This is a genomic window from Bradyrhizobium sp. WSM4873, from assembly GCF_055811355.1.
This window is the reverse complement of sequence record NZ_JBVVPS010000006.1, coordinates 221184-244093: the sequence shown is the minus strand read 5'-3', so window position 1 is coordinate 244093 and position 22910 is coordinate 221184. Positions and strand designations below refer to the sequence as shown.

Here is a 22910-nt window from a genome sequence, read left to right as displayed (position 1 = left end):
CGCCCCCCCCCCCCCCCCCCCCCTCGTTTAAAAACCACTATCATTAAAGCCCAAACCCACCAAACACCTTTAACCAACACTAAACCCACCGCGGGCGGGGGCCCCCGCCCACCCGCGGGGCCCCTCCGTAGCACGCAGTCCGCTCATCGACGATTCGGGGTGGAATGAAGATACGCGCGCATGCGGAAAGCCATGTCGTCGAACTCGACGACGGATCGCAATGGCAGATCTTTCCCGGCGATCTCGCGACCACGCTGAGCTGGCAGCCCGAAACCGATCTGCACCTGGAGCGAAGCTGTGACCGGGTGTGTTCGCATGAGCTGGTGAACGACGCCGATCAAAGCCGCGTGCGAGTGATCGCAGCGGGCGAGACCTAGCCTGATGGCGAGGTTAAGAAAGTGTTGAAGGGTGGGTAGGGCCCGCCTGCAAGGGGCGGATATCCCCAGTTTTGAGCCTGTCACTTTGCGGTCGGTTTGCTTCCGTCTGCGCACAATGCGTGAATGCAGGAGCTGTTCGACATCATCCGCGCCAATCCCTGGCCGTTCGGCGCCGGGTTGTTCGTCGTGATCCTGATGATCATCGCGGAGAACTTTGGGCGAGGTATTCAAGGCGACGGCGCGGTCAGTGACTTCTCGGATTCGGACGCTGGCGGCTGCGGCGACGGAGGAGGCGACTAGGGCGGTCAGCGGCAAGCGCGCTTCGCCTAGTCCTCCTGCAAATCGGCGGCGATGCCTGCGAGCCAGCGGCGAATGCTTGCTTCGGCCTTGGCATCGAGCCCGGCAGCGAGGCGCTTCTCCAACGCAATCACCCGTTCCCGGCACGCCTTCAAGAGCGTCGCGCCGCGCGGCGTCAGCGTCCATTGCTGGATGCGGCCGTGGACGGGATGGGGCGTCATCACAATCGCGCCGTCACGTTCGAGATTGCGGATGATGACGCCGGTGGTCTGGGGCGTCAGAAAGGTGAGGCGTGCAACGTCGGCGCCCGAGAGGCCCGGATAGGCATTGAGCATGGTCAGCACCGCGAATTGCGGGGAGGTGACCCCGAGATCGGCTAGCGACCGCTCCATCGTCAGACGAACTGCGGCGTGGGCCTGCCGCAGCAGATAGCCGAGATAGCCTTGCTCGCCGCGCTTGCCTTCCCCTGGGGCCGGGACGCGCACCGTCGGGGCAGCCGGGGATGCCTTCCGCTGCGGTTGCGATCTCGTGATTTCAGGCGGCTTGCGCATAATATAAGTGCTCTTATAATGTGTCAGCACTCTTACAATACCACGAGGTAAACGGCAATGTCACACGCCCGCAGCGAATACGAGGATTTCAAGAAGATCGCGCCCGATGCGTATGAGCTGGTGCTGGCGCTCGGCCAGGTCGCGGCCAAGGCCGGCCTCGACAAGCAGCTTCTTGAGCTGGTCAAGCTGCGGGCATCGCAGATCAACGGCTGCGCCTTCTGCCTGCAGCATCACATCCTGCTTTCGGAGCGAATCGGCGTGCCCGTCGACAAGCTCAATTTGGTCGTGGTCTGGCGCGAGGCGCCGATCTTTTCCGCGCGCGAGCGTGCCGCGCTGGCCTGGACCGAGGCGCTGACCTGCCTTCCTGACGGAGTCGGCGAAGACGTGTACGCCGAGGCGAGCCGAGAATTCTCGGAGACCGAGCTGACATACCTGACCTCGGCGGTCGCCTCGATCAACGTCTGGAACCGTTTTGGCGCGGCGTTTCGCTGGACGCCGGCGAAGCGGCCGGTCGCAGCGAATGCAGCGGCATCCTGATTGTAACGAAGGGAGATCATGATGACAGCAATGAGTTTGCCCACCACACCGCGCCCGGCGCCATCGCGCTCGATGGCGATCGCCGTCGTCGGAGGGCTCGCCTGCGCACTTGCAATCGGCAAGGCGCTGCCGGTAACGATGGACACCATATCGGGCGCACTCTCGCCGCTCTGCGCCACAGCCGCCGAAAGCTCGCCGCTCGACAAGGTCGAACCGATCGGCTCATACGCGCTGCCGAACGTACCGGGCAAGCGCGTCACCATCGTGCGCGTGTTCTACGGTCCCGGCGGGTTCTCGCGGCCGCATCGTCACGCGGGATCCGTCACCGCCTACATCACTAAGGGCGAGATCCGCTCCCAGCTCGGCGGCGGCCCGGTCGAGACGTTCGGCGTCGGCCAGTCCTTCTTTGAGCCGCCCGGCTCGACGCATCTGGTCTCGGCCAATGCCAGCACCACGGAGCCGGCGGAACTGATTGCGGTTTTCGTGGCGGACGAGGGTGCGCAACTCACGACGCTGTTGGAGTAGCTGGCACTCACAATCCGAAGCCGCTTTTGTTCAGGTCGGCTGCGATCGCTTCAGACGTTTCCATAGCGGCGCAAGACCGTATGTGACGGCCGGTATCGCAACCGCGCCGACAACGAGGCCAACGACGCCCGAGATGGCTGCCTCGACCGACCATTCGACGATGCCGGCAATGGAGGGAAGGAAATGCGCGGCGGCCTCGGCCGCGGCATGGACCGTATGGCCGATCACTGGTGGGCCATATTGTTCGATGCCGTGCAGGATGATGCCGCCGCCGACCCAGATCATGGCGGCGGTGCCGATCGTGCTCAGCACCGCAAGGATGGCCGGCATGCCGCGGACGAGCGCGCGTCCAAGCAAGCGGGTTGCGCCGCCAATGACTGAGGCGCCGCTATACCGCGCAAGGGCCAGGCCGACATCGTCCGCCTTCACGATCAAGGCGACCACGCCATAGACACCAACTGTGATGAAAATGGCGACGAGCGCCAGCACGAGCGCCTGCGTCCAGATGTTGCCCGCCGGGACGGCTGCCAGCGTGATCGCCATGATCTCCGCTGACAGGATGAAATCCGTCTTAATGGCGCTCGCGACCTTCTCGTCCTCAAGCGACCGTGCATTCGATGCCGTCGCCTGGCGCTGAGTTTCGTGGTCGTGCGCATGATGCGGCATCACGGCCTCAAGCACCTTCTCGGCCCCCTCGTAGCAGAGAAAGGCGCCGCCCAGCATGAGCAGCGGCGTGACTGCGGCGGGAAGGAAATAACCAAGCAACAAAGCGATGGGCAGCAGGATCAGCAATTTGTTGCGGAGCGACCCAACCGCAATCTTGCCTACGATCGGCAGTTCGCGTTTCGAGGCAAAGCCGAGCACGTAGTTGGGCGTGACGGCTGCATCATCGATGACCACGCCAGCCGCCTTTGCTCCCGCCTTGGCCGTCTGGCCCGCGACATCATCGAGCGAGGCTGCCGCCACCTTTGCGATCGCTGCGATATCGTCGAGAAGACCAATCAGTCCGACACTCATCAACCCAGTTCCTTCGGCCTTCCAGCGGGCGGCGTGTGCGACAACACGCTTTTGCGCTGCCTGGCATTGGAAGGAGCAAGCCGTCAATTCTCCTCGCCGCCCGATCCCTCGCGCAGGTCCGGCTTGAGCACGTCCTCCGGCAGCGCATGCGCCACGGGCTGTGGCGTGCCGGCGATCTCCGGGCCGACCTCGCGGCCCCGGGCGCGGATCAGGCGCTCGTACGCCGAGACCAGCGTGACGTATGGACTGACCCAGATCCAGCCGTCGCGGGTGAACACCTGGACGTCGAAATGCAGGTGCATCGAGGTGCCGGCGGGATGGTCGAGATAATTCGAGACCACGCCGATCTTCTCGCCCTCCGATACGATGCGGCCATTGAGCAGGCCATCGGCGTTCAGCGCCTGCGGGTTCATATGCATGTAGCGGAAACGGATGTGCTCGGTCCTGCTGTTGATTTGCAGCGTCACGGCCTGGTCCTTGGAAGCGCGTATGACCCTCGCATCGCGCACGGCGACGACGGCGCGCTGCCTGGGATCGCAGGCTTGGCGGCCGTCACCGGGCGGTGGGCACTCGGCCGCGCGGATGTCCTCGCCCTGATGGCCATAACCGCCGCCGCATTGCCAGACCTCGAAACTGCGGGATTCGCAGAAATTGTCGCGCCAGGGGTAAGCGGTCGTGCTCTCCATCTTGTCGCGCTTGGCATAGGATTGCGAGTGTACGAACGCGGGCGCCTTCTCGAGAGGAAAGCGGATCTGGGCGTAGGCCATCACGTCGGGATGGCCGCCCTGCTTGCGATAGCCGGTGTTCGGGATGATGTCGCCGCTCGGCCGGTAGGTGAAATCAGGGGAACGTGCCGCGGGACGATCGAGAATGTTGGAAGCGATGTCCGTCAGCGGCCGCATGCGCTGGCCGCCGGCCAGGCGCAGCGCCTTCAGGAAGCGCTCGGCGACTGGATAGGCCTCCTTGCAGGCAAGCCGCCGCGGCTTGGCGACGCTGTCGAGGCATTGGATCGACACCACATAGGCGACGCCGAAACGGGTGAAAGCGTAGCGCACATAGCCTTCCCGGATGAACTTGCGCAGGTCGGGGTAGAGCGCTGCGAGCGGTTTGACCGGCTCGCCCTTGCCGCCCGAGGGATCGGCAATGTCATAGACGAGCGCCGAGCCCGTGATCTGCACCTCGACCGGCCTTGCGAAGACCCGGCTCGGCATGCCGTCGCCGGTACCAGGCTCGAACGAAAAGGTCGCGCTGTAGCCGGCGGGCCCGGCATCGAACAGGTCGACGGAATTGAAGTCGGCCTGGTAGCGCGAGAGCGCGACGGTCGCCGGCGCGCCATTGCGTCGTGCTTCGAAATACGCAGCAGCGTCGAACGGCAGCAACACGGGCACGGAGCTGCGAGCGATGCCGGTGAAGAATTGCGAGGAGATCGCATTGAGCTGAACCAGCGCCGGCATCGCGCGCGGATCGTAGCGCGGCACCGAACGACGGGGTGCGAAGATGAAATCCTGGGCGGTCCGGGGATGGACGTTGATTTCGGTGCGGAGCTGGTCGAGCGCCGCGCGCCAATCGACGCGCAACGCCGTGAGCGAGGGGCTGCGGAATTCATCCGCAGCCAGCGGAGAGGCAATAAGGAGCGAAAGCGACGCCAGAACTTGCGAGACGAAGCGGAAACCTTTCCAAACCACTGTCTCGCCCCCCGGCGGCACCTGTTGCGCTCGCTTTGGCCTCGTCAGTCCTTGGCGCGCTCGGAGTAGGAGCCGTCTTCGGTCATCACGACGATTCGGGTGCCGACTGCGATGTGCGGCGGCACCGTGGTGCGAACGCCGTTCGAGAGCACAGCGGGCTTGTAGGACGAGGAGGCGGTCTGGCCCTTGGTCACGGGCTCGGTCTCGACCACTTCCAGCGTCACGCGCTGCGGCAGGGCGATCGATACCGGATTGGAGCCGTGCAGCGACAACTTGACCGTCATGCTCTCCTGAAGATAGGCCGCGGCGTCGCCGATCACGTCCTTGGACACCTGGACCTGGTCATAGGTCTCCGGGTTCATGAAGTGATAGCCGTCACCATCTTCATACAGGAAGGTGTAGTTGCGCTCTTCGATCGTGGCCTTCTCGACCTGGTCGGTGGTCTTGTAGCGCTCGGAGATCTTTACCCCGTCCGAGATTCGGCGCATTTCGATCTGGCTGACCGGGGTGCCCTTGCCGGGATGGATGTTCTCGGCGGTCACGACGACATATAGCTTGCCGTCTTGCTCGATCACGTTGCCCTTGCGAATAGAACTGGCGATGACTCTCAAAGCTGTATTTCCTGCTTGCTTGGCCCGGCTCGGGCCAGGACGTGGTCAAATTGATGGGGGACCTGGGGCCCCAAATCAGACCGCGGCACCCGTTTCGGGCCGCAACATACTGGTTTTGCCGTTGGATGCCAGCATTTTGCTGGCCTGCGGGACGGCCGGTTGATGGCTGGGGACAAGCCAATGTCGCCGTTCTGGTCCCCATCCCGGCATCTCGACCGCCGGCCCTTCCTGCAGGCCAGGGGAGCCATCACCGGGGCTCTACGGGGATTTTTCGCCGAGCAGGGCTTCGTCGAGGTCGAAACCTCCGTTCTCCAGGTCTCCCCAGGCAACGAGACCCACCTGCATGCCCCCCGGACGGAGATCATGCGCCCCGACGGCAGCCGTGTGAGCCGATATTTGCGGACCTCGCCGGAATTCGCCTGCAAGAAGCTGCTGGCGGCCGGGGAGACCCGGATTTTCGAGTTCGCCCGGGTGTTCCGGGACCGCGAGCGCGGCGACCTGCATTTGCCCGAATTCACCATGCTGGAATGGTACCGGGCAGGCGCCCCCTATGACGCCATCATGGCCGACTGCGTCGTCCTCATCGCCCGCGCGGCCCAGGCAACCGGTATCGGCACCTTCGCCTTCCGCGGCAGGACCGCCGATCCATTCGCCGAACCTGAGCTTGTGACGGTCGCGGGCGCCTTCCAGCAGTTTGCGGGAATCGACCTGCTTGCGACCATTTCCGGCGGCGAGGGCGACCGCGCCGCGCTCGCCCGGGCAGCTGCCGGCAACGTCCGTGTGGCCGAGGACGACACCTGGTCCGACATCTTCAGCAAGGTTCTGGTCGAGCATGTCGAGCCGCATCTGGGGCAGGGGCGTTTGACCATTCTGTTCGAATACCCATCTCCAGAGGCGGCACTGGCGCGCGTGAAGGCGGGCGATCCCCGCGTTGCCGAGCGGTTCGAGGTCTATGCCTGCGGTGTCGAGCTCGCCAACGGTTTTGGCGAACTGACCGACACCGAGGAGCAGCGCAAGCGCTTCACGCAATCCATGGCGGAGAAGCAGCGCCGCTACGGCGAAGCCTATCCGCTGGACGATGACTTTCTGGCCGCGGTCGCGGCGATGCCGGAGGCGAGCGGCGTCGCGCTCGGCTTCGACCGGCTGGTGATGCTGGCGAGCGGCGCGTCGCGAATTGATCAGGTAGTGTGGACGCCGCCTGCAAATGAAACCTTAAGCGAGACATGACGAAGAGCAATCTTGCACGCACATTGCGCGAGCCGGCCGAACTTGTGGCCGAGCAACTGGCGCCGGCCACAGCGCTGCCGGCACTCGATCGCGTTGCCGCACGCTATGCGGTCGCGATCACGCCGGCGCTGGTCGATCTGATCGACAGGTCCGATCCCGACGATCCCATCGCGCGGCAATTCGTTCCGACTACCGCGGAGCTCGAGATGCAGCCGGGCGAGAACGCAGATCCGATCGGCGATCATGCGCACTCGCCGGTTCCCGGGATCGTGCATCGCTATCCCGACCGTGTGCTGTTCAAGCTCGTTCACGTCTGCGCGGTCTATTGCCGCTTCTGCTTCCGCCGCGAGATGGTCGGACCGGGCAAGGAGAACGCGCTCTCGGACGGCGCCTATCGCGCGGCGATCGACTATATCCGCGCGCACAGCGAGATCTGGGAGGTGATCCTGACGGGGGGCGATCCCCTGATGCTGTCACCGCGGCGGATGAGCGAGATCATGGCGGATCTTGCCGGCATCGATCACGTCAAGATCATCCGCCTTCACACCCGCGTGCCGGTGGCCGAGCCCGCGCGCATCAGCGACGAGATGGTTGCTGCGCTTAAGGCCGAAGGCGCCACCACCTGGGTGGCGCTGCATGCCAACCATGCGCGCGAACTGGCGGGGCCGGCGCGTGCCGCCTGCGCGCGGCTGGTCGATGCCGGAATTCCCATGGTGAGCCAGTCTGTGCTGTTGCGCGGCGTCAATGACAATTTGGCCGCCCTGTCGGATTTGATGAGAGCTTTCGTCGAATGCCGGATCAAGCCTTATTACCTGCATCACGGCGATCTCGCGCCCGGCACGGCGCATCTGCGAACGACACTCGCCGAGGGGCAGGATTTGATGCGGCAGCTGCGCGGACGGGTGTCGGGACTGTGTCAGCCCGACTATGTCATCGACATTCCCGGCGGCGCCGGCAAGTCGCCGGTGGGGCCGAATTACGTGTTGCCGATGCAAAATACCGCACCTGATGCGCGTGATGCAGATCAAGAAACGCGCTATCGTATCGTGGATTATTGCGGCGACGTTCACCTCTATCCGCCCGAGACCTGAATGGTGGTGATGGAGATGCCGGCTTGAGGAATGGAGGGAGAGACATGAAGAAGATCATGGTGGCAGTATCGCTCGTGGTCTTGCTCGGCGGCGCGGCGGTTGCGCAGACCGGCAGCCCCAAGGGATCGACAGCCGGGGGCGCGACCTCCGGATCTACGCCGTTGGCACCTGTGGGCCATCGCCAGCCGCGTGTCGCCGATGTGCCCAGCGAAAAGAACCTGAGCGACCCGAACGATCCCCTCAGCAAGGAAAATCAGGCGCTCGACAAGAAGATCAAGAGCATCTGCCGCGGCTGCTAGGGCCGGGAAAGCGGGCAGGGTGCGACAGCCTCACCCCGCCCGCGATCGTTCGGTCAGGCGGAGCGCTCGTGCAGCCCTGCGCCCTTGGTGTTGCGCCGGATCTCGACCGCGTCAGCGAGATGCTTGAGCACGGTTGCCGTGGTCGCCCAGTCGATGCATCCGTCCGTGATGCTCTGGCCATAAATGAGCGGCTTGCCCGCCACCACGTCCTGGCGTCCGGCGACGAGGTTGCTTTCGACCATCACCCCCACAATGCGGTTCTCGCCGCCGGAAATCTGCTTGGCGATGTCGGCCGTCACGAGCGGCTGGTTTTCCGGCTTCTTGCTCGAATTGGCGTGGCTCGCATCCACCATCACGAGCGGTGCGACGCTCGCTTTCGCCAGATCGTTGCAGGCCGCTGCGACGCTTGCCGCATCGTAGTTCGGCTTGCTGCCGCCGCGCAGGATGATGTGACAATCCTCATTGCCCGCGGTTGAGGCGATCGCCGAGCGGCCGAGCTTGGTCACCGCCATGAAATGATGCGGATTCGAGGCCGACTTCACCGCGTCCGCCGCGATCCGCACATTGCCGTCGGTGCCGTTCTTGAATCCGACCGGGCAGGACAGCCCTGAGGCCAGCTCGCGATGGATCTGGCTTTCGGTCGTGCGCGCGCCGATCGCGGCCCAGGACACGAGGTCCGCAATGTACTGCGGCGTCGTCATGTCGAGGAATTCGGTGCCGGCGGGCAGGCCGAGATTATTCACCGCCGAGAGCACGTTGCGCGCCAGCCGCAGGCCCTTGTTGATGTCGAAGCTGCCGTCCAGATCAGGATCGTTGATCAGGCCCTTCCAGCCGACCGTGGTGCGCGGCTTCTCGAAATAAACCCGCATCACGATCTCGAGTTGGTCGGCAAGCTCTTCGCGCAAGCTCGCGAGGCGCTCGGCGTATTCGAGCGCAGCCCTGGGATCATGCACCGAGCACGGGCCGACCACGACCAGAAGCCGGTCGTCCTGGCCATTGAGGATCGCATGGATGGCGTTGCGTGCGGCCATCACCACGCGCGTCGCGGTGAGCGTGCGCGGGACTTCCCGCATCACCTCTTCGGGCGTGCTCAGTTCTTTCAGTTCGCGGATACGAAGATCGTCGGTCGTGCTCAGCACGGCGGGCTCCTGTCATTTTGAGACCCTGCCGGCCAATAAAAAAGCCGCCAGGTCTGGCGGCTTGTCCGGACGTTTGCTGCAATGTTTCAGATTGAGCGCGATCCTCCTGCCGCCAGCGAGCTGTCGTAGCTAAAGTACCAAAAATAGCTGGTGACGAGGGTGATCATGGCCCGTCATATAGCGTGCGATCGGCGGCTTGTCACCCCCCAATAGACGTGACGGCCACGCGGCGCCTCAACTGTTGCTTTTGCGTGCCGCCAGCGCCATGCCGATCAGGGTGGCGCCGCCGAACAGCAGGTTGATGCCGACGAGGATGCCGATCGCCCATTCCGCCGAGCTCGGCAATCCCGTGATCACCATGAACGAGATCGCGATGTCGACGAGGCCCGAGATCAGGAGCCACGACCAGCGGCCACCCGGCTCGCGGCGGTGCTCCAGCGCGTACATGATGGTGGCGACGCCCTCGGCGAGGAAATAGGCGCCGAGCACGATGGTTAGCGTCAGCACGGCCTGCATCGGTCGCGCCAGCAGCAGCATGCCTGCGAGCACGGCGAGCGCGGCCGAGATCAGCGACCACCAGAAGCCGGGCGTGCTGCGCGCCCAATAGGTCGCGATCAATCCGCCGATGCCGCTGATCAGGAACATCCAGCCGAGGAAGATCGCAATCGCAAGGCTGGCGAGCGGCGGCAGGATCAGCGCGGCAACGCCGAGCACCGCGAGCAGAATGCCTTCGAACAGGAAGGCCTTCCAATGTGCCTTGACCGTCCGGCTCATGGCGGATTGCAGCCGGGAAAACTCCTCAGGCGATGTCATGGGCGGGCTCCGGATCGAGAGGTGTGTGCTCAATCTAGTCTAGTACGCACACACTGCGCTTGCCATCCCGCGGCTCAGCCGCCGCCGTGCGCCGACGAAAAACCTTCGCCGCTGGTGCGGATGCGGTTGCGGCCGAGAACATAGATCGCAGTCGTGACGATCAGAAGGGCGAGGCCGAGCAGGATCGAGACCAGGCCAATCGGGATCAGGGCCAGCGTCAGATTGCGCTCGGGGTTGATGAGCCAGTGATGGATTGAGGTCAGCACGAAGGCGAGCCCGAGAAAGCCGACGCCGCCACCGGCAAGCAGCAGCGCCCACATCCGGCGGAGCTGGCTGAGCCGCTCGCGCGCGACGTCGGTCCGGGGCGCGTGATGGCGCGCGACGCGCCGCACCAGTCGGATGGCGAAGGCGATTGAGCTGAAGCCGATCAGCAGGCTCGCGCCGCCCAACCACATCCGCAGCGTCGGATCGAGATCCGGCATGCGCTGGAGTGTGAGCAGCGGGAAGTCGAACGCCGAATGCAGGGCGAGCGGGCCTGCGAAGATCAGCAGCCGGCTGGAGAGACGGGCCCAGTCGCGGTGATGGCGGTTCGCACCCAGCGCCGTGCCGGCGCGCGCGATGGTCAGATAGGCGCCGGCGATGATGCCGAGCGCGCCGTGGAACGGAACGGTCAGCACGCTGCGCAAGGCTGCCAGCGAGCGCCACATCTCGGCGTGCTGGACGAGATAGGCGAGGTTCTCGTAGGCGGCGAAGCCCAGGCCGACCGCGGCGCCATAGACCACGCTGTCCATCGGATTGGCGAAGGTCCGCCGCTTCGTCGAGGCGACCAGCACGATGGCGATCACCTTGACCGCTTCTTCCGGAAGCGCGACGCCGAATATCGAATGCATGGCCAGCGCCGCCCACGGGTTGTCCGGGGCCGCGACCATCTTGGCGAAAGGGGCGCGGGCCAAGCCCAGCAGCGAAATGCTGGCCGCGCCGAGCAGGAACGCGGTCCAGACCTGGGCCGGCGGTCCCGGGCGTTCCTCGGCGGCAATGACAAGCCACAGCATCAGCAGCGCCGGGGCGATGGCGGCCGTTCCGATGACGGTGGGTAACGCTTCAATCAGGTACATCGGCGCCGAAAATAGGTTCCCTTGATCCGCTTATCTACATTCAGCGATGCGACCTTGTGTCATGCGCTTGCTGTCGCGTCTCTTAACAAGCGTGACAGCCTGCGTTCATCAGGACAGTCGCCGAGGCGTAGAATGCGGAGCGCAATCAATCGCATGACAGAACCACTTCGTTTCCCATGACAACGGTCGCGGGCCCGTCATCGGATCGCGATTGGCAAGTCAGATCAAGGCAATGTGCAGGTTTCTTCGATTCACGATGCACGTGTCGCCGCGGCAAGTCCAGAGCCGGGATTGCCCCGTCCGGGCTACGAACGGCCTGGCGGACCGGCCTAGTCACGCTTCGTCGCGCGGGAGGATGACGCGATCCGGCGGGCCCGGGCCTGCTCCAGCTCCCAGAAGGCGCGTATGAGGCACGTGCCGAGGCAGAGCACGATGAGCAACAGCAGGAAGGCCTGATCGACGGCGGGAATGTGACTCATGGCAATGATAAAGCAACGCCCGTGCCACGCGTTCCCGTCACGTGGCCTGCCGCGGCCCGCCATCTGCGACGGCTGCCGATCGCAGCCCGCTTTGACCGTCTCAATGCGTGGTGATCGGCGGCGGTGCGTCGGGCGCGACGTCGAAGGCGCCGAGATGGAATTCCTCGCCGATGGATGCGTCCGGCTCGGCACGCTGCGCCATCAGCGTGAACGCGGCCTGCGGGTATTGCTTCCAGATATCGAGATCGCCGGCGGTGATGGTGAGCCAGCCGAACGTGTACATGTAGCGTCCGGGCTCGGTGACCCGGCCGACCCTGTCCCAGGTAATCTTGTCCACTCTGATCTTATCGACTGTAATTTTCTCGACTGCCATTCGGTCCCCCGATCGCAAGTCTGCAGATGATGCCCGGCACGAGGCGCGGACCTCCAAAAAGTGACCCCGGAATGGGGCTGCCATAGGGCGGCGCGGCCGGAGGATCAGGCCGATTGCAGCATGGGCGAGCGGACGATCAGCCGGACGACGTCATCCCGCGACTGCTTTTCCGCGAATTTGACCGCAAACCCGTTTTCGAATTTGCGGATCACGCGCCCGACGCAAGCGCCGACCGCAAGCGGAGTTCCCACTGGCGGATCGTATTCGGAGGAAATCGCGACACCGGCCGTGGAGACGTCGATGATGAAGCAGGCATGGGTGCTGCCATCGGCGAGCGTCAGGAAGGTGTGCGCGACCTGCGGAACGAAGCGCGCGTCACGCCGCAGCTCCTGGACGCTGGCGTCCTTCTGCTTCTTCTCCAGCCAGGTCAGCTTTTCCGACATCCAGGCGCGGCGTGCCCGCGTCATCTCGAGCTCCATCAGGAAGCCTGATTTCAGCGTCGCGCTGATGGTGCACTGGAATTCGCCGAAGTCCTGGAAGTAGGAGGTCACGCGCTCGCCGACCTTTCCGACCACGGGAACGTCGACCATCATGCGGAACGGTGAAACGCGGCTGGTGCGGCAGGCGAAGGTACGGAGCTTGCCCTCGCAATCGTACCAGCGCGGCAGCGAGTAGCTGCCGCTCACGGTGACTTGCACGGCACGCTGTCTGAGGAACTCTGCGACGGACATGGGCGCCAATCGTGTTTCGGAGGTTTTCCGTAATTCCACGGTAGCAATCAAATTCTAAGCAAATGATACCGGCGCTCACGAGCAGGGGTAAATTTTTGGTAAATACGCCGATCGCGACGGGCGGCATAGCGCCGCGATTATCAGGCCCGTGACCTCACGATCGCGTCATCCGAGCAGCACCAGCAGAGCCAGCACGCCAAGGGCCATGACGAGCTTGATCGTCGCGCAGGCGAGGCTGCTCGGTCGCCTCTCAAATCCGAACCACGGCAATGCATGCTGCATCGCGCGCGTTGCGAATGCTTCGACGATGGCGAACAAAAGAGCGATTCCGGCGAGGAAGGACCATGATGCGTCCGGAAGCATCCATATCGCGAGCCACGCGGGAACGGACGCTTTCAGCGACGCCAGCAGCGCGAACCATCCGAACAGGGATACGAAGGCCTTGATGATTTCGGGCCCAATCGTGCCAGGCTCGAGACGGACGCCAATCTCTCCAAGAGCGAGTTCGATGCGCTCGCCATCGCTGAAGAAGAGGAAAGCGCCAACGTAGAGCGGAACGCGCGACTGAAACAGCAGCGCGATGATGCCAAACAGGACGGCGTAGCCGTAGGCGTCAGCGAGAATGTTCGTGCCGGCCCTATGCGAAGGCTCCGACGCAGCCGGTGCCCGAGGCAGCGATCTGGCGCGTGCCATGTGCTCCAGCATTCTGGCGCGGCGCTCCGGCACGTAAGCCGCCGTACGGTGGATCCATGGCGGCGGCGCCGGCAAGGCAATCCCGGCCTGGTCGTCCGAGGGAGATTTATGCTGCGCCATGGGCCTGCATCCGGTTCCGTCTGGACATTGGTCGGAGGCGAGGGGCAGGGAGGTTCATGCGGGGCGGCAGATTTCGCCGCGTCATCCAAACGCTCGGATGATGGCGCTCCCTAGCGGAATCGAACCGCTCTCTCCACCGTGAAAGGGTGGCGTCCTAACCGATAGACGAAGGGAGCAAACCCAGGGCCCCGCCGCTTTTCGCGGCACGGCCGCTGGCCGCCCGAGTCATGCCCGGCGGCTGCAGCGGGCGAACCTATAATGGCCTTTGGCGCCCTGGGCAAGCCGTTCGGGAACGGTCTTTTGGCACCGGTGGATAGCATCCCGCCCCAGGATCAGTCGGGGCGAATTCAACGGTTTCTTAGGTTCCCTAGGCTAGCGCTGGGCTGGGAGATTTGAGCCGATGCCACCGCCCAAGAAGCGCGCAGCACGCAAGTCGCTGTCGCAGCATGCCTGGATCACGCTCGACGGCGGGTTCGCGGCGCGGCAATGCCTGGTCCAGGACATCTCCGCCACGGGCGCCAAGATCACGCTGGACGAGGATGCCAGCCAGCTTCCTGGCGTGATCCGGATGGCGTTCGCGCGCGATGCGCGGACCGGGCGGAGCTGCCAGGTGGTTTGGCGCCGCGGCAAATCAGCCGGCATCAAGTTCATCTGATCCCCGGGCGAAGCGACCCCCGATGGCGCGCGACGCTGGTCCGGGTTAGAACGGCCCGCATGCGTGCGCCGCTCCTCATCCTGATCTCATTGCTGACGACGTCCGCGGCCGCGGCGGAAGCCTTGCGTCTGCCGCCTGCTGAGCGTCCACAGGCCGGCAAGGCCTTGCCGCTGAAGGGTGCCGGCGGAAGCGCGAAAGCGAGCTCCTGCGCCGCCTATGGCCGCGGCTTCCATCTGGTCGAGAGCACCGGCACCTGCGTCAAGATCGGCGGCTCGATCAGCATCGAGACCACGGTCAGGCGCTGAGGCCCCATGCCACCGGACATCATGCGGCCCGAGATCATCGTCCCGTTCGTGATGTATTGCGCGCTGCTGTGGTGGGTCGGCCGCGGCCTGAGCTGGACCGCCCGGCTCGCCACCGCGGCCGTGACGCTCGTGCTGATTTTCTGCGTGCTGCTGTTCGAGCGCGGCTGGCCCTAACAAAAAAACGCGAAAACAACCCCATGCACAGTAGCCGCCACCTTCCGGCGGCACGCGGCGAAATGCCGATTCATCGTGCTCTCAACGAGATTTAAGCCGCGTCACCGCTCACGACATCGGCGGTGCCACAAATTGCGCAAAACCGGGCCGTTTGCCGAGCTCGGCGAGCCAGCGCGTCAGATGCGGCTGCGCGGGCCGGGTGATGCCCTCGACGCCGAGCCAGCGCCGCGCATAGGCGCCGATCGCGATGTCGGCGAGGGTGAACGCATCGCCGTCCATGAACGGACGCGTGGAGAGCAGACGGTCGGCGATGGCCCAGACCTCGGCGGCGGCATCCGCATCCTTCTGCAGCTGGATCATGTCGCGCTCGGCGGGCGGCGTGCGCACGAGACCCCAGAACACCGGGCGGTCGACCGGCTGCACCATCGACAGCGTCCAGTCGAGCCAGCGGTCGACGCTGGCGCGCAGCTTCGGCGCCTCGGGATAGATTTGCGTGCCGCGCCCGTGCGCGAGGCAGAGATAACGCATGATCGAATTGGATTCCCATAACGTGAAGTCACCCTCGACCAGCGTCGGGATCCGCGCATTGGGGTTCATCGCGAGATAGTCGGCCTCGCGGGTCTTGCCGAACGCCATGCCGGCGTCGATGCGCTCGCAAGCCAGGCCAAGCTCGGTGAGGCACCACAGCACTTTCTGCACGTTGACCGAATTGGCGCGGCCCCAGATCGTCAGCTTTTGGTCCGGCACGTCATCCTCCCCAGGCTTTTTCTTGGTGTCGTAGCCCGGATGGAGCAAAGCGCAATCCGGGGTGCTTCGGCAGCGTCAGTCCCGGATGACGCGTGCGCTCCATCCAGGCTGCAAGCGCTGGTGATAGCGGAATCCAGTGCGGCGAGCGACGCGCGATTGCGCCGATCCTCTCATGCAAAAAGGTCCGCATGCAAAAAGCCCCGCCTGAGGCGGAGCTTTCATTGCAAGGCAAAGCTGGTCAGGCGATCAGCGGCCGAAGAACAGCCACAGCAAGATGATCACCGGGATCGGCACACCCAACATCCACAACAAAATTCCGCGTCCCATCGCGTCCTCCTCCAATTGCATTGTCAGGGAGAGAACGCTGCTGGCGCGGGCTTGTTCCAGCGGCGAACCTACCAATGGCCGGTGTTGGGCATCGACGACCACGGCTCCTGCGGCGGCTTCGGGTCGCCCTTCTGCAAGATCTCGATCGAGTGCAGATCCGGCGAGCGGACGAAGGCCATGTTGCCGTCGCGCGGCGGACGGTTGATGGTGACGCCGGCCTTCATGAGCTTCTCGCAAGTGGCGTAGATGTCGTCGACCTCATAGGCGAGATGCCCGAAGAAGCGATCCTCGCCATATTTTTCCTCGTCCCAATTCCAGGTGAGCTCGACCAGCGGGGCGCCGCGCGTCTGCGGCTGCTTCTTCAGCGCCTCGAGATCGTCCGACGAGCACAGGAACACCAGCGTGAAACGTCCCTTGTCGTTCTCGATCCGCCGCACCTCCTTCAGCCCCAGCGCATCCTGGTAAAACTTCAGCGCGACATCGAGATTGCGCACGCGCAGCATGGTGTGAAGGTATCGCATGGTTGTTGCTCCCTTGAACGGATGGGGTTTTGCTTTGGGCCGACACGGCGGGGGTAGGAGATAGCAGGAAATTGGGGGGAAGGGCAGGGGGCGGGTGCACGTGTGCGTGAGGGCAGAAGCGTTTTGGATAGCTTTCGGTTTGCTTTGTCGGCGCTATTCCGACTTCCTCAATCGGTGATAGTAGTACATCCACACAGCGGTCGTATCGGGTCTGAAATGTCAGCTTCGGAATGGGAGAAATACAAACTATCCGGCTCGTACCTCGAGTTGGCAACAGTGAGGCACATTGTTCATCTTCCCGTCGCACGAAGAATAATCGAAGACGGAAAGATTAAGTCCGGTCTAGTTTTCGATAAGAGCCGCCTCAACAAGTCACGGATCAGCGTGACTTGGCTGTCGGCGAATGACTGGCATAAAGGATCTCTGTACGGAACGGTCGAGTTTCAGTTTTCTTGGGAGAAGCTGGTCAAGCACAGGAAAATATACTGGGTAACCGCCATGGCCAATATTCTAGGCGAGCTTCTGTTCGCACTGATCCGCTCGATTGTTGCTGGATGGGCGTATGCGCTCTGGGTCAAACTAGCGACATGGCTCGAGCCGAAAATCCAGCGGCGTTGGGTGAAGGTTGCCGTAGGAGGTCTCCTCGGCCTGGCAGCCTTTTTTATGATTCCGATACTGATGGGGCTGTTGGGCCTTTGAAGACAATGAAATCTGTTCTCATCCCCGCACTGGCAATCGGGGCACTCGTCTCGACGGTGCTGCTCGTCATGGAGCAGCTCACCGACTACTCCATCGCTGTGATGGCATGGGAGATGCCGGGCATCTCCGCAGCTTACCTTTTCTGGGGAGCGGTCGGTAGTTCCGTTTTCCTGGGCGTCGCCATCACTTGGGCCGTGAATGGCATCGTTTACGGGGCGCCCGCCTTCGTTGTCCTTACGGTCGTCAAGCTGGCAATTCGCGGTTCGCCGAAGTGACCTGACAATGACGGTGATGCCAGATATTTACTTCTCGAGCCCGGCCTTCTGTCGCATCGTGTCGATCAGCTCTGACGCCTCCGCCTTGGTCAGATCCTCCTTGGGGAGGGGCTTGTGCGCCTGCTCGGCGAGGGTCTTGAGGTAGGATTCCAGGGCGCCGGTCATCGGGTCGTCCCCGGAGACCCAATCCATCGGATGAACAGTTGCGCGGATGCGATAGAGTGCCCGCAACTGCGCGGGTGCACCTCATCAGTTGCCGCGCGGAAATCTATCACGATTGAACCCCGGCGAAACGCGGCGCGACCAACCGCCATGCTGCAAAGCCTGCCGGGCATCGGAATTGGCTTCGCGGCCTATGTGCCAAGACACTAAAGAGGAACGTCGTGAAGGCGATCACACTGCTCGCGGTGGCGGCCATGCTGCTGGTGGAAATCTTCGGGTCAAAGGCGAGCGTCGGCGGCTCGATGAGCTTCATGCTGGTCTTTGTGCTCGTGGTGCTGGCTGTCGCGATCTACGAGGCGTGGTCGAACCAGCGCGGCGCGATGGGATGGATCGTCAATTTGTTCGCCTCAGTCATTGGCGGGCTGGTCGCGGTTGCCCTGATCGGAATGGCCATGGACGCGATGCTGCCGCACCTTCACCTCGAAGGTTCGCTCGCGTCCTCGCGGAATCCCCTGAAATACGTCCTGGTCGCAGCCATTGCGATCTGCATGGTGCTGGGATCGTGGCTGCCGCTATGGGCCGTCAACCGGCTTCGTCACTGACGGGCATCCGGCGTCGCGCTCCCTAGCGCTTTGCTTCCTGCTTGCCCCGCCTGATTTCCTCTGCCTCGTCCACCAGCTTCAAGGCGGCGCCGTCGTAGCTCAGCTTCAGCCCACGGCCGACGGTCCATATCCATCCTTCCCGAGCGTCCCTGGTTGGCTGGGCATTGAACTGGTCGGATATCGATTTGACGACCGCGTCCTCTGGGCCCGGATTGTTCAACTCCGCAGTGACGCGCCGGATGGGATGTTTGGGGTCGACTTCGTCGCTGGAGATCGTGACCTTGGCGCCATCGACCGCGCATTCGAGGACGTAGGAATCGCGAAGCTGACGGCAGCGGTAGCGACGTTGCGTGATGAGCTTGTTGGTCTCGTCGAATGTCATGCCGGGCGAAAAGCCGAGAATGTCGGACTTCTTCACGAGTGCCAGAGACGAAGGCTTCAGAAAGCCGGGCTGTACCGACACGAGAACGGCAGCAGCAACAACGATCAAGCCGGCGACAACAATGGCAATCTTCATCAGCCCCTCATAATAAACGTCCGACGATACAGCAGCCGGCGCGTTCTACCAGCTATTGCCCTGCATGGTTCGAACCGCCCGCTGTCCTTGTAGGATCGCAGCTTCGGAAGATCGCATGGGCACGGATCGGCTGGTCATGAACGTAGAAAACCGCCCCTGACATGACCAGGGGCGGCTCTCACCAAACGGGTTTTCGAACGCGATCTAGTGACCGGTACCGGGCTTCGTCGTTTTTGGCGGCTTGCCGTCTTCGATCCGGCCTTCGTTGCGCAGGTCTCGACCTTCCTGAGCCTTCTTCTGGCTCTCGGGGGACTTGCCGTGTTCGTTCATCTCTTCTTTGATGAACCCGGCGCCTTCCTTCACTTTGCCTTCAACGCTCATGACGATCTCCCTTGCTGGAGATGGGGCAACTCGCGGCGAGAGCTGACCGTTCCGGTGCGCGCACGATTGTGAGGCGTGCATTCGCGACAGGTTCCAAAAAGACCCTTGTCATGAAAGACCCTTGTCATGAAATGGCCGCGCCGCCTTGTGGGAAGCGACGCGGCCGGGGAGCAGCCGTACAGGAAACCGGCTTACTTCATGTTGCTGCGGGTCTTGGTGCCGCCCTGGTCGCTGCCGGGGCCGGAGCCGCCCTGGCCGGAGGCGTCGGGCTTCACCATTCCGCCCTTGCCCATGCCGTCATGGCTCATGCCGGTCGTGCCCTTGGTCATGGTGCCCTTGTCCGTGTTGGTCATGCCGGGCTTCTGCATGTTGTCGGTCTGCGCGGCGGGGCCCGTCTGGTTCTGCGCAAGGGCAGAGCCGCACATGAGGCTGAGGGCGGCGGTCGCAATGATGAACTTCTTCATCTCAAACTCCTGGTTGGTTGTGTGGGCCAACGGGAGCGCAGAAGCCGTGTTCCTAGAACAGGGTGTTCCGGAGTGCAAAAATTCTCGTCTGCGCGCGAACCGCGATCGATTTCGCTTGAAAACGCTCTAAGCCGCAAGCCGCTGGTCGGCCGGGCCCGTCAGGTGCTTGAGCACTTCCGCATGCTCCAGGTCGGGAACCGCAATGGCCGTGTGGCTGTAGCTCGTATGGGTTCGTGATTTCGAGATCCTGTCCAGGATCTCGCCGCCCTTGATGACGTGAAGGCCCATGCCCTCTCCGGTCGGGAAGATTGCGAGCACCACGTCATAGGCGGTGATGACGGCGCGAAGCGCTTCGGCCTTGTCTTCGGCAATTTCGACGAACACGCGAACATCGGCCGCGAGTTCACGCAGCTCGTTAAAATCCAGCACTGTGGGTTACTCCAACGCAACGATACTGAGAGGAGCTTGGAGGCGTTAGGTTACCGAAGTCTCAACGGCGCATGCCCGGTCACAGGTTTATCGACCAGGCGCCCTCGCGAGGCGATAGACAAGCGAGCATTGCCGCCTGCTCGGCAATGCGCCGGCACGGAAAGAACGTCTGGAACGGGGAGGGACGAAGCGCGCCTCATACCCCTAAGGGCGTCACACGATGCGCGCGTGACTTATGCGCGCTTTACTTGGCGTATCCCTGGGAGCGGAGCCACGCGATCTTGCGGTCGCCGTTGATCCAGTCGTCGGCATCTGCCTTGCTGGTGAAGCCCTTGATCTCGCGCTGTTCGCTGTCCGGGTAATCCGCCAGGATTTTCCAGTCGTTGTCTGCAATGCGGACGGTTTTGAAGGTCACTTTTGTTTTTGCCATGCCGCATTATGCAGGAGATGGCCGGAAAAGAGAACCTGCCTTGTGACGGTCACCGGCGTGGCCCGGGCGCAGACCTCGGGGGCCAGCCTGATCGGCATTGCGCGGCCCGGTCCCCGAAAAGGCGAAAGCCCCGCCTGGGGGAAGCGGGGCTCTCTGATGGGGGTGAAGCTTGGGGACTTCAAAGAGTTAGACGCTTCAGGGAGAAAATGGTTCAACGCGAAAAGGGCGCAGGCTGCGGCATCTTTCCCATGCCGTCCGGCCCTCCGCAGAACCCCCTGCTTGCGTTTTGGGCGTCGATGGGTTCTAAGCCCCGTCACTTCATGAAAGTTGGCATGAATCAGAAGCGCGTTGCGCGGTTGGACCGCGTCCTGAGCAAAGCCTGCTCGCGCGCACAGAAGGAAATTCAGACATGGCGAAGATGACCAAGACTCAGTTGATCGATGCAATTGCCGAGGGCACGCAGCTGTCGAAGAACGACGTGAAGTCGGTCATCGAGTACATGGCGACGGTCGGCTACAAGGAGCTCAACGAGTCCGGCGAGTTCGTCATTCCCGGCTTCGTGAAGATGTCGGTGGTGAACAAGCCGGCGACCGAAGCCCGCATGGGCGTCAACCCCTTCACCAAGGAGCCGATGCAGTTCGCCGCGAAGCCGGCGAGCAAGTCGGTGAAGGCCTCGCCGCTGAAGGTGGCCAAGGACTCCGTCTAAGGGCTCGCGTTTTCGTTGCGGTGGCTTCTTTTTCGGAGTGCCGCAATGACTGCTTGCTTGTGCTGAACCAATAAGGAACTCTCTTAAGGAACTCTAGGGCGTCGTCAGGCTTTGCTTCCGAAAGGGAGAAATCACATGACTGGTCTCAGCGAAGAAGAGATTCGAAACCGGGCCTATCACCTCTGGAAGGAGGCCGGCGAGCCCGCGGGCACGATGGACACCTTCTGGTACGAGGCTGAAAAGGAGCTTCTCGCCGAGCGGACCAAGCAAGGCGAGGTGCCGCCCGGCATGACCGACAATCTGCCGGTCTGACTGCGCTGGTCTAAGAGGCGGACAGAAGCGAGCGTCGACAATTCTCAAAGCAGCCACCCGGCGTAACGCCCGGTGGCTGTTTTGCTGTTCGGGCCATTGCTTGGATGGCGGCCGCCTCAAAGAAAAACCCCGGACTTGGGGACCGGGGCTCTTCAAGCTGGTCGGCCGCGTCGCGACATTCCGCCAGCACCACAGAATTCGGCCTGACAACGCAGGCCGGGAAAATTCGTTCCGGCCGCTAGTCCGGCGACACGGATACGTCGATGATCGCCGGCGTATCGACCTGACGCTCGCGCCAGACGACGAGATCGCATTTGGGATTGAGCCACTGATATTCGGAGCCGCGCGCCTTCAGGTGCGCGAGCGCTGCATCATGTGCGGCGGTCTGGTCCGGCGCTTCGACCATGATCTCCACGGTCTCCTCGATCTGACGCACCACCTCGACGGCGTAGTATTTTCTGGTCACGGTCCCTCGCTCCGGAATGACTAACGGGGAGGGCGATGGCGCGTTCCCCAAAAGAAAACCCCCCGCGCTTTCGCACGGGGTCTTCTTGGCTGGCGGCGATGGGATTTCAGCGCCTGGCCGCCGCGCCGTGAGTCGAACTTAAGGTTGAAACCTAAAAAGCCAACCGCGGGCGCGCGGAAGGCTCAAGGCGATCTGCCCGGCGAATTTCGCGAGGAGGGGGATGGACTTTTTGTTCCTATTTTGTTCTAGTGCGCATCTCTTTTGGCCGCGACATTGTTTTGGAGGTGCCCATGACTGTCGAGAAACAACGCGAAGTAATCAGGCTCTGGAATCAGCTCAGGAAGCTCGATGGGCCGGCCGCGGAAGAACTCCGCATCCAGATCCTCGAATGCTTTTCGGAGAAGGATCTATCGAAGGACACGGCGAAGCGAGCGGCGTGATGAGCGTCGCGCTATGTCGATGACAACAGGCAATCGCGTCCGCCTTCACCGGTCGTTAGGAATCGATTTTCGCTGATTTCTCGACTCCGATTCGTTCCTTGCGAACGAAATGGAGTCGGATGCAGAACAAGCCGTGGCTTCTGTGTCGATGCGGGACACGCCCTTCCTGACCAAGCCGGCGTGATGCTTCGCACAGTCCCGTCCGCCTGTCCCTCGCTACGAGATGAGGCGAGCGAGACGCGACATGGATGCGTGCTGATTGCTCGAGATGTTCGCCGAGATCGCAAAAGTTTTTTAGTGCGACCGGCACCCGCGCTTGCGCAAAGACAGGCCATCGGTGCCGCAGGTGCCACCGCGGTCGAAATCCGAAGACGCGATGTGAGCGCGCGATCGTTGGCGACGGCGCTCGTTCGTGTGCAAACGAAGTCTTAAGACTTGCCTCGCGCCGATTTCTGCGATTCCGATTCGTTCTTCGAGAACGAAAGGCAGGTGAAGCTGGAACAAAGCCGGACGGCGGATCCACAGATCCACAGCCTCCGCATCGCGCGAGCTTGAAGCGGCATGGCGGGTCCTGAAGACGCTTCCGCGAACTCCTAACGTAAGCTTGCCGCGAAGCCG

36 protein-coding genes and 1 tRNA gene are annotated in these 22910 nt (G+C 63.1%); 16 read left to right on the top strand and 21 right to left on the bottom strand.

Annotation, left to right across the window (positions count from 1 at the left end; all coding sequences use genetic code 11):
* The first annotated feature begins 164 nt into the window (after positions 1-164).
* Positions 165-377, top strand: a complete 213-nt coding sequence (locus tag AC0L21_RS12260; protein ID WP_473261609.1) for a hypothetical protein — start codon at positions 165-167, stop codon at positions 375-377.
* Between the two features lie 123 nt (positions 378-500).
* Positions 501-677 (top strand): hypothetical protein, encoded by a 177-nt coding sequence (locus AC0L21_RS12255; protein ID WP_473261607.1) that lies wholly within the window; start codon positions 501-503, stop codon positions 675-677.
* A gap of 26 nt (positions 678-703) precedes the next feature.
* Here the strand turns inward: AC0L21_RS12255 and AC0L21_RS12250 are convergent, their stop codons facing one another.
* On the bottom strand, positions 704-1228 hold the full coding sequence (locus tag AC0L21_RS12250) for a MarR family winged helix-turn-helix transcriptional regulator (RefSeq protein WP_473261660.1): 525 nt from the start codon (positions 1226-1228) through the stop codon (positions 704-706).
* Positions 1229-1282: 54 nt separating this feature from the next.
* Here AC0L21_RS12250 and AC0L21_RS12245 point away from each other — a divergent pair, with 54 nt between their 5' ends.
* Positions 1283-1762 carry a carboxymuconolactone decarboxylase family protein gene (locus AC0L21_RS12245; protein WP_473261605.1) on the top strand — a complete coding sequence of 160 codons (480 nt, stop codon included), beginning with the start codon at positions 1283-1285 and terminating at the stop codon, positions 1760-1762.
* 21 nt (positions 1763-1783) lie between these two features.
* Positions 1784-2287, top strand: coding sequence for a cupin domain-containing protein (locus AC0L21_RS12240; protein ID WP_473261602.1), 504 nt, complete (start codon positions 1784-1786; stop codon positions 2285-2287).
* Positions 2288-2317: 30 nt separating this feature from the next.
* Here AC0L21_RS12240 and AC0L21_RS12235 read toward each other — a convergent pair whose 3' ends face one another.
* The 3 genes from AC0L21_RS12235 to efp all read right to left on the bottom strand — a co-directional run bounded on the left by AC0L21_RS12235 (position 2318) and on the right by efp (position 5600).
* Positions 2318-3304, bottom strand: a complete 987-nt coding sequence (locus AC0L21_RS12235) for a DUF808 domain-containing protein (protein WP_473261598.1) — start codon at positions 3302-3304, stop codon at positions 2318-2320.
* An 83-nt stretch (positions 3305-3387) separates the two neighbouring features.
* Complete coding sequence (locus tag AC0L21_RS12230) at positions 3388-5010, bottom strand: M23 family metallopeptidase (RefSeq protein ID WP_473261593.1); 1623 nt, start codon at positions 5008-5010, stop codon at positions 3388-3390.
* A 23-nt stretch (positions 5011-5033) separates the two neighbouring features.
* Positions 5034-5600 carry an elongation factor P gene (efp, locus tag AC0L21_RS12225; protein ID WP_007609944.1) on the bottom strand — a complete coding sequence of 189 codons (567 nt, stop codon included), beginning with the start codon at positions 5598-5600 and terminating at the stop codon, positions 5034-5036.
* A gap of 162 nt (positions 5601-5762) precedes the next feature.
* Between efp and epmA the strand changes: the two genes are divergently transcribed.
* The 3 genes from epmA to AC0L21_RS12210 are packed head-to-tail and all read left to right on the top strand — an operon-like array spanning position 5763 to position 8217.
* A complete protein-coding gene (epmA, locus tag AC0L21_RS12220; protein WP_473261591.1) occupies positions 5763-6827 on the top strand; it encodes an EF-P lysine aminoacylase EpmA in 1065 nt (354 codons plus the stop codon).
* On the top strand, positions 6824-7918 hold the full coding sequence (locus AC0L21_RS12215; protein ID WP_473261588.1) for a lysine-2,3-aminomutase-like protein: 1095 nt from the start codon (positions 6824-6826) through the stop codon (positions 7916-7918). Before epmA ends, AC0L21_RS12215 begins: the two co-directional genes overlap by 4 nt.
* A 44-nt stretch (positions 7919-7962) precedes the next feature.
* Positions 7963-8217: a hypothetical protein gene (locus tag AC0L21_RS12210; protein WP_473261584.1), complete on the top strand. Its 255-nt coding sequence runs from the start codon at positions 7963-7965 to the stop codon at positions 8215-8217.
* A gap of 53 nt (positions 8218-8270) precedes the next feature.
* Here the strand turns inward: AC0L21_RS12210 and AC0L21_RS12205 are convergent, their stop codons facing one another.
* The 7 genes from AC0L21_RS12205 to AC0L21_RS12175 all read right to left on the bottom strand — a co-directional run bounded on the left by AC0L21_RS12205 (position 8271) and on the right by AC0L21_RS12175 (position 13856).
* Positions 8271-9356: a 3-deoxy-7-phosphoheptulonate synthase gene (locus AC0L21_RS12205; RefSeq protein ID WP_473261582.1), complete on the bottom strand. Its 1086-nt coding sequence runs from the start codon at positions 9354-9356 to the stop codon at positions 8271-8273.
* Between the two features lie 234 nt (positions 9357-9590).
* Positions 9591-10169 carry an HdeD family acid-resistance protein gene (locus tag AC0L21_RS12200; RefSeq protein ID WP_473261580.1) on the bottom strand — a complete coding sequence of 193 codons (579 nt, stop codon included), beginning with the start codon at positions 10167-10169 and terminating at the stop codon, positions 9591-9593.
* A gap of 74 nt (positions 10170-10243) precedes the next feature.
* Entirely contained in the window at positions 10244-11284 is a 1041-nt protein-coding gene (locus tag AC0L21_RS12195; RefSeq protein ID WP_007609961.1) for a PrsW family glutamic-type intramembrane protease, read from the bottom strand.
* Between the two features lie 579 nt (positions 11285-11863).
* On the bottom strand, positions 11864-12121 hold the full coding sequence (locus AC0L21_RS12190; protein WP_473261658.1) for a hypothetical protein: 258 nt from the start codon (positions 12119-12121) through the stop codon (positions 11864-11866).
* Positions 12122-12240: 119 nt separating this feature from the next.
* The gene (locus AC0L21_RS12185; protein ID WP_473261578.1) at positions 12241-12867 is read right to left on the bottom strand and encodes a PilZ domain-containing protein; all 627 of its coding nucleotides are present in this window, start codon (positions 12865-12867) and stop codon (positions 12241-12243) included.
* A gap of 165 nt (positions 12868-13032) precedes the next feature.
* Positions 13033-13680: a hypothetical protein gene (locus AC0L21_RS12180; RefSeq protein WP_473261575.1), complete on the bottom strand. Its 648-nt coding sequence runs from the start codon at positions 13678-13680 to the stop codon at positions 13033-13035.
* Between the two features lie 101 nt (positions 13681-13781).
* Positions 13782-13856, bottom strand: a tRNA-Glu gene (locus AC0L21_RS12175).
* A 224-nt stretch (positions 13857-14080) separates the two neighbouring features.
* Here AC0L21_RS12175 and AC0L21_RS12170 point away from each other — a divergent pair.
* From AC0L21_RS12170 to AC0L21_RS12160, 3 genes are read left to right on the top strand one after another with little or no spacing between them, the layout of a single operon-like run.
* Positions 14081-14335, top strand: a complete 255-nt coding sequence (locus AC0L21_RS12170) for a PilZ domain-containing protein (protein ID WP_007591415.1) — start codon at positions 14081-14083, stop codon at positions 14333-14335.
* Positions 14336-14394: 59 nt separating this feature from the next.
* The gene (locus tag AC0L21_RS12165) at positions 14395-14640 is read left to right on the top strand and encodes a hypothetical protein (RefSeq protein WP_473261572.1); all 246 of its coding nucleotides are present in this window, start codon (positions 14395-14397) and stop codon (positions 14638-14640) included.
* 6 nt (positions 14641-14646) lie between these two features.
* Positions 14647-14814, top strand: coding sequence for a hypothetical protein (locus AC0L21_RS12160; RefSeq protein ID WP_007591410.1), 168 nt, complete (start codon positions 14647-14649; stop codon positions 14812-14814).
* A 108-nt stretch (positions 14815-14922) separates the two neighbouring features.
* Here the strand turns inward: AC0L21_RS12160 and AC0L21_RS12155 are convergent, their stop codons facing one another.
* From AC0L21_RS12155 to AC0L21_RS12145, 3 genes are all read right to left on the bottom strand, one after another.
* Entirely contained in the window at positions 14923-15561 is a 639-nt protein-coding gene (locus tag AC0L21_RS12155) for a glutathione S-transferase family protein (protein ID WP_473261570.1), read from the bottom strand.
* 246 nt (positions 15562-15807) lie between these two features.
* Positions 15808-15990: a hypothetical protein gene (locus tag AC0L21_RS12150; protein WP_473261567.1), complete on the bottom strand. Its 183-nt coding sequence runs from the start codon at positions 15988-15990 to the stop codon at positions 15808-15810.
* Positions 15957-16409 (bottom strand): VOC family protein, encoded by a 453-nt coding sequence (locus AC0L21_RS12145; protein ID WP_473261565.1) that lies wholly within the window; start codon positions 16407-16409, stop codon positions 15957-15959. The genes AC0L21_RS12150 and AC0L21_RS12145 overlap by 34 nt, the downstream gene beginning before the upstream one ends.
* A 216-nt stretch (positions 16410-16625) precedes the next feature.
* Here AC0L21_RS12145 and AC0L21_RS12140 point away from each other — a divergent pair, with 216 nt between their 5' ends.
* Positions 16626-17108 carry a hypothetical protein gene (locus tag AC0L21_RS12140; RefSeq protein ID WP_473261563.1) on the top strand — a complete coding sequence of 161 codons (483 nt, stop codon included), beginning with the start codon at positions 16626-16628 and terminating at the stop codon, positions 17106-17108.
* Between the two features lie 5 nt (positions 17109-17113).
* A complete protein-coding gene (locus AC0L21_RS12135) occupies positions 17114-17383 on the top strand; it encodes a hypothetical protein (RefSeq protein ID WP_473261561.1) in 270 nt (89 codons plus the stop codon).
* A 27-nt stretch (positions 17384-17410) separates the two neighbouring features.
* On the opposite strand, the gene AC0L21_RS12130 is transcribed toward AC0L21_RS12135, so the two are convergent.
* Positions 17411-17575 (bottom strand): DUF3072 domain-containing protein, encoded by a 165-nt coding sequence (locus AC0L21_RS12130; protein WP_473261655.1) that lies wholly within the window; start codon positions 17573-17575, stop codon positions 17411-17413.
* Between the two features lie 191 nt (positions 17576-17766).
* Here AC0L21_RS12130 and AC0L21_RS12125 point away from each other — a divergent pair, with 191 nt between their 5' ends.
* Entirely contained in the window at positions 17767-18147 is a 381-nt protein-coding gene (locus AC0L21_RS12125; protein ID WP_473261559.1) for a hypothetical protein, read from the top strand.
* A 22-nt stretch (positions 18148-18169) separates the two neighbouring features.
* Here the strand turns inward: AC0L21_RS12125 and AC0L21_RS12120 are convergent, their stop codons facing one another.
* The 5 genes from AC0L21_RS12120 to AC0L21_RS12100 form a co-directional block, all read right to left on the bottom strand.
* Entirely contained in the window at positions 18170-18664 is a 495-nt protein-coding gene (locus AC0L21_RS12120) for a hypothetical protein (protein WP_473261557.1), read from the bottom strand.
* 204 nt (positions 18665-18868) lie between these two features.
* The gene (locus tag AC0L21_RS12115; RefSeq protein WP_007610124.1) at positions 18869-19045 is read right to left on the bottom strand and encodes a hypothetical protein; all 177 of its coding nucleotides are present in this window, start codon (positions 19043-19045) and stop codon (positions 18869-18871) included.
* Positions 19046-19236: 191 nt separating this feature from the next.
* Positions 19237-19509: a hypothetical protein gene (locus tag AC0L21_RS12110; RefSeq protein WP_473261555.1), complete on the bottom strand. Its 273-nt coding sequence runs from the start codon at positions 19507-19509 to the stop codon at positions 19237-19239.
* Between the two features lie 126 nt (positions 19510-19635).
* Positions 19636-19938, bottom strand: coding sequence for a hypothetical protein (locus AC0L21_RS12105; protein WP_473261553.1), 303 nt, complete (start codon positions 19936-19938; stop codon positions 19636-19638).
* A 244-nt stretch (positions 19939-20182) separates the two neighbouring features.
* On the bottom strand, positions 20183-20368 hold the full coding sequence (locus AC0L21_RS12100; protein WP_007591378.1) for a hypothetical protein: 186 nt from the start codon (positions 20366-20368) through the stop codon (positions 20183-20185).
* Between the two features lie 409 nt (positions 20369-20777).
* Here AC0L21_RS12100 and AC0L21_RS12095 point away from each other — a divergent pair, with 409 nt between their 5' ends.
* Together AC0L21_RS12095 and AC0L21_RS12090 are read left to right on the top strand one after the other, a co-directional pair.
* On the top strand, positions 20778-21074 hold the full coding sequence (locus AC0L21_RS12095) for an HU family DNA-binding protein (RefSeq protein WP_007591377.1): 297 nt from the start codon (positions 20778-20780) through the stop codon (positions 21072-21074).
* 135 nt (positions 21075-21209) lie between these two features.
* Positions 21210-21386, top strand: coding sequence for a DUF2934 domain-containing protein (locus AC0L21_RS12090; RefSeq protein ID WP_007610132.1), 177 nt, complete (start codon positions 21210-21212; stop codon positions 21384-21386).
* A 238-nt stretch (positions 21387-21624) separates the two neighbouring features.
* Here the strand turns inward: AC0L21_RS12090 and AC0L21_RS12085 are convergent, their stop codons facing one another.
* Positions 21625-21852 carry a hypothetical protein gene (locus AC0L21_RS12085; RefSeq protein ID WP_007610136.1) on the bottom strand — a complete coding sequence of 76 codons (228 nt, stop codon included), beginning with the start codon at positions 21850-21852 and terminating at the stop codon, positions 21625-21627.
* Positions 21853-22142: 290 nt separating this feature from the next.
* Here AC0L21_RS12085 and AC0L21_RS12080 point away from each other — a divergent pair, with 290 nt between their 5' ends.
* Positions 22143-22292, top strand: a complete 150-nt coding sequence (locus AC0L21_RS12080) for a hypothetical protein (RefSeq protein WP_247297357.1) — start codon at positions 22143-22145, stop codon at positions 22290-22292.
* Positions 22293-22910 lie beyond the last annotated feature (618 nt).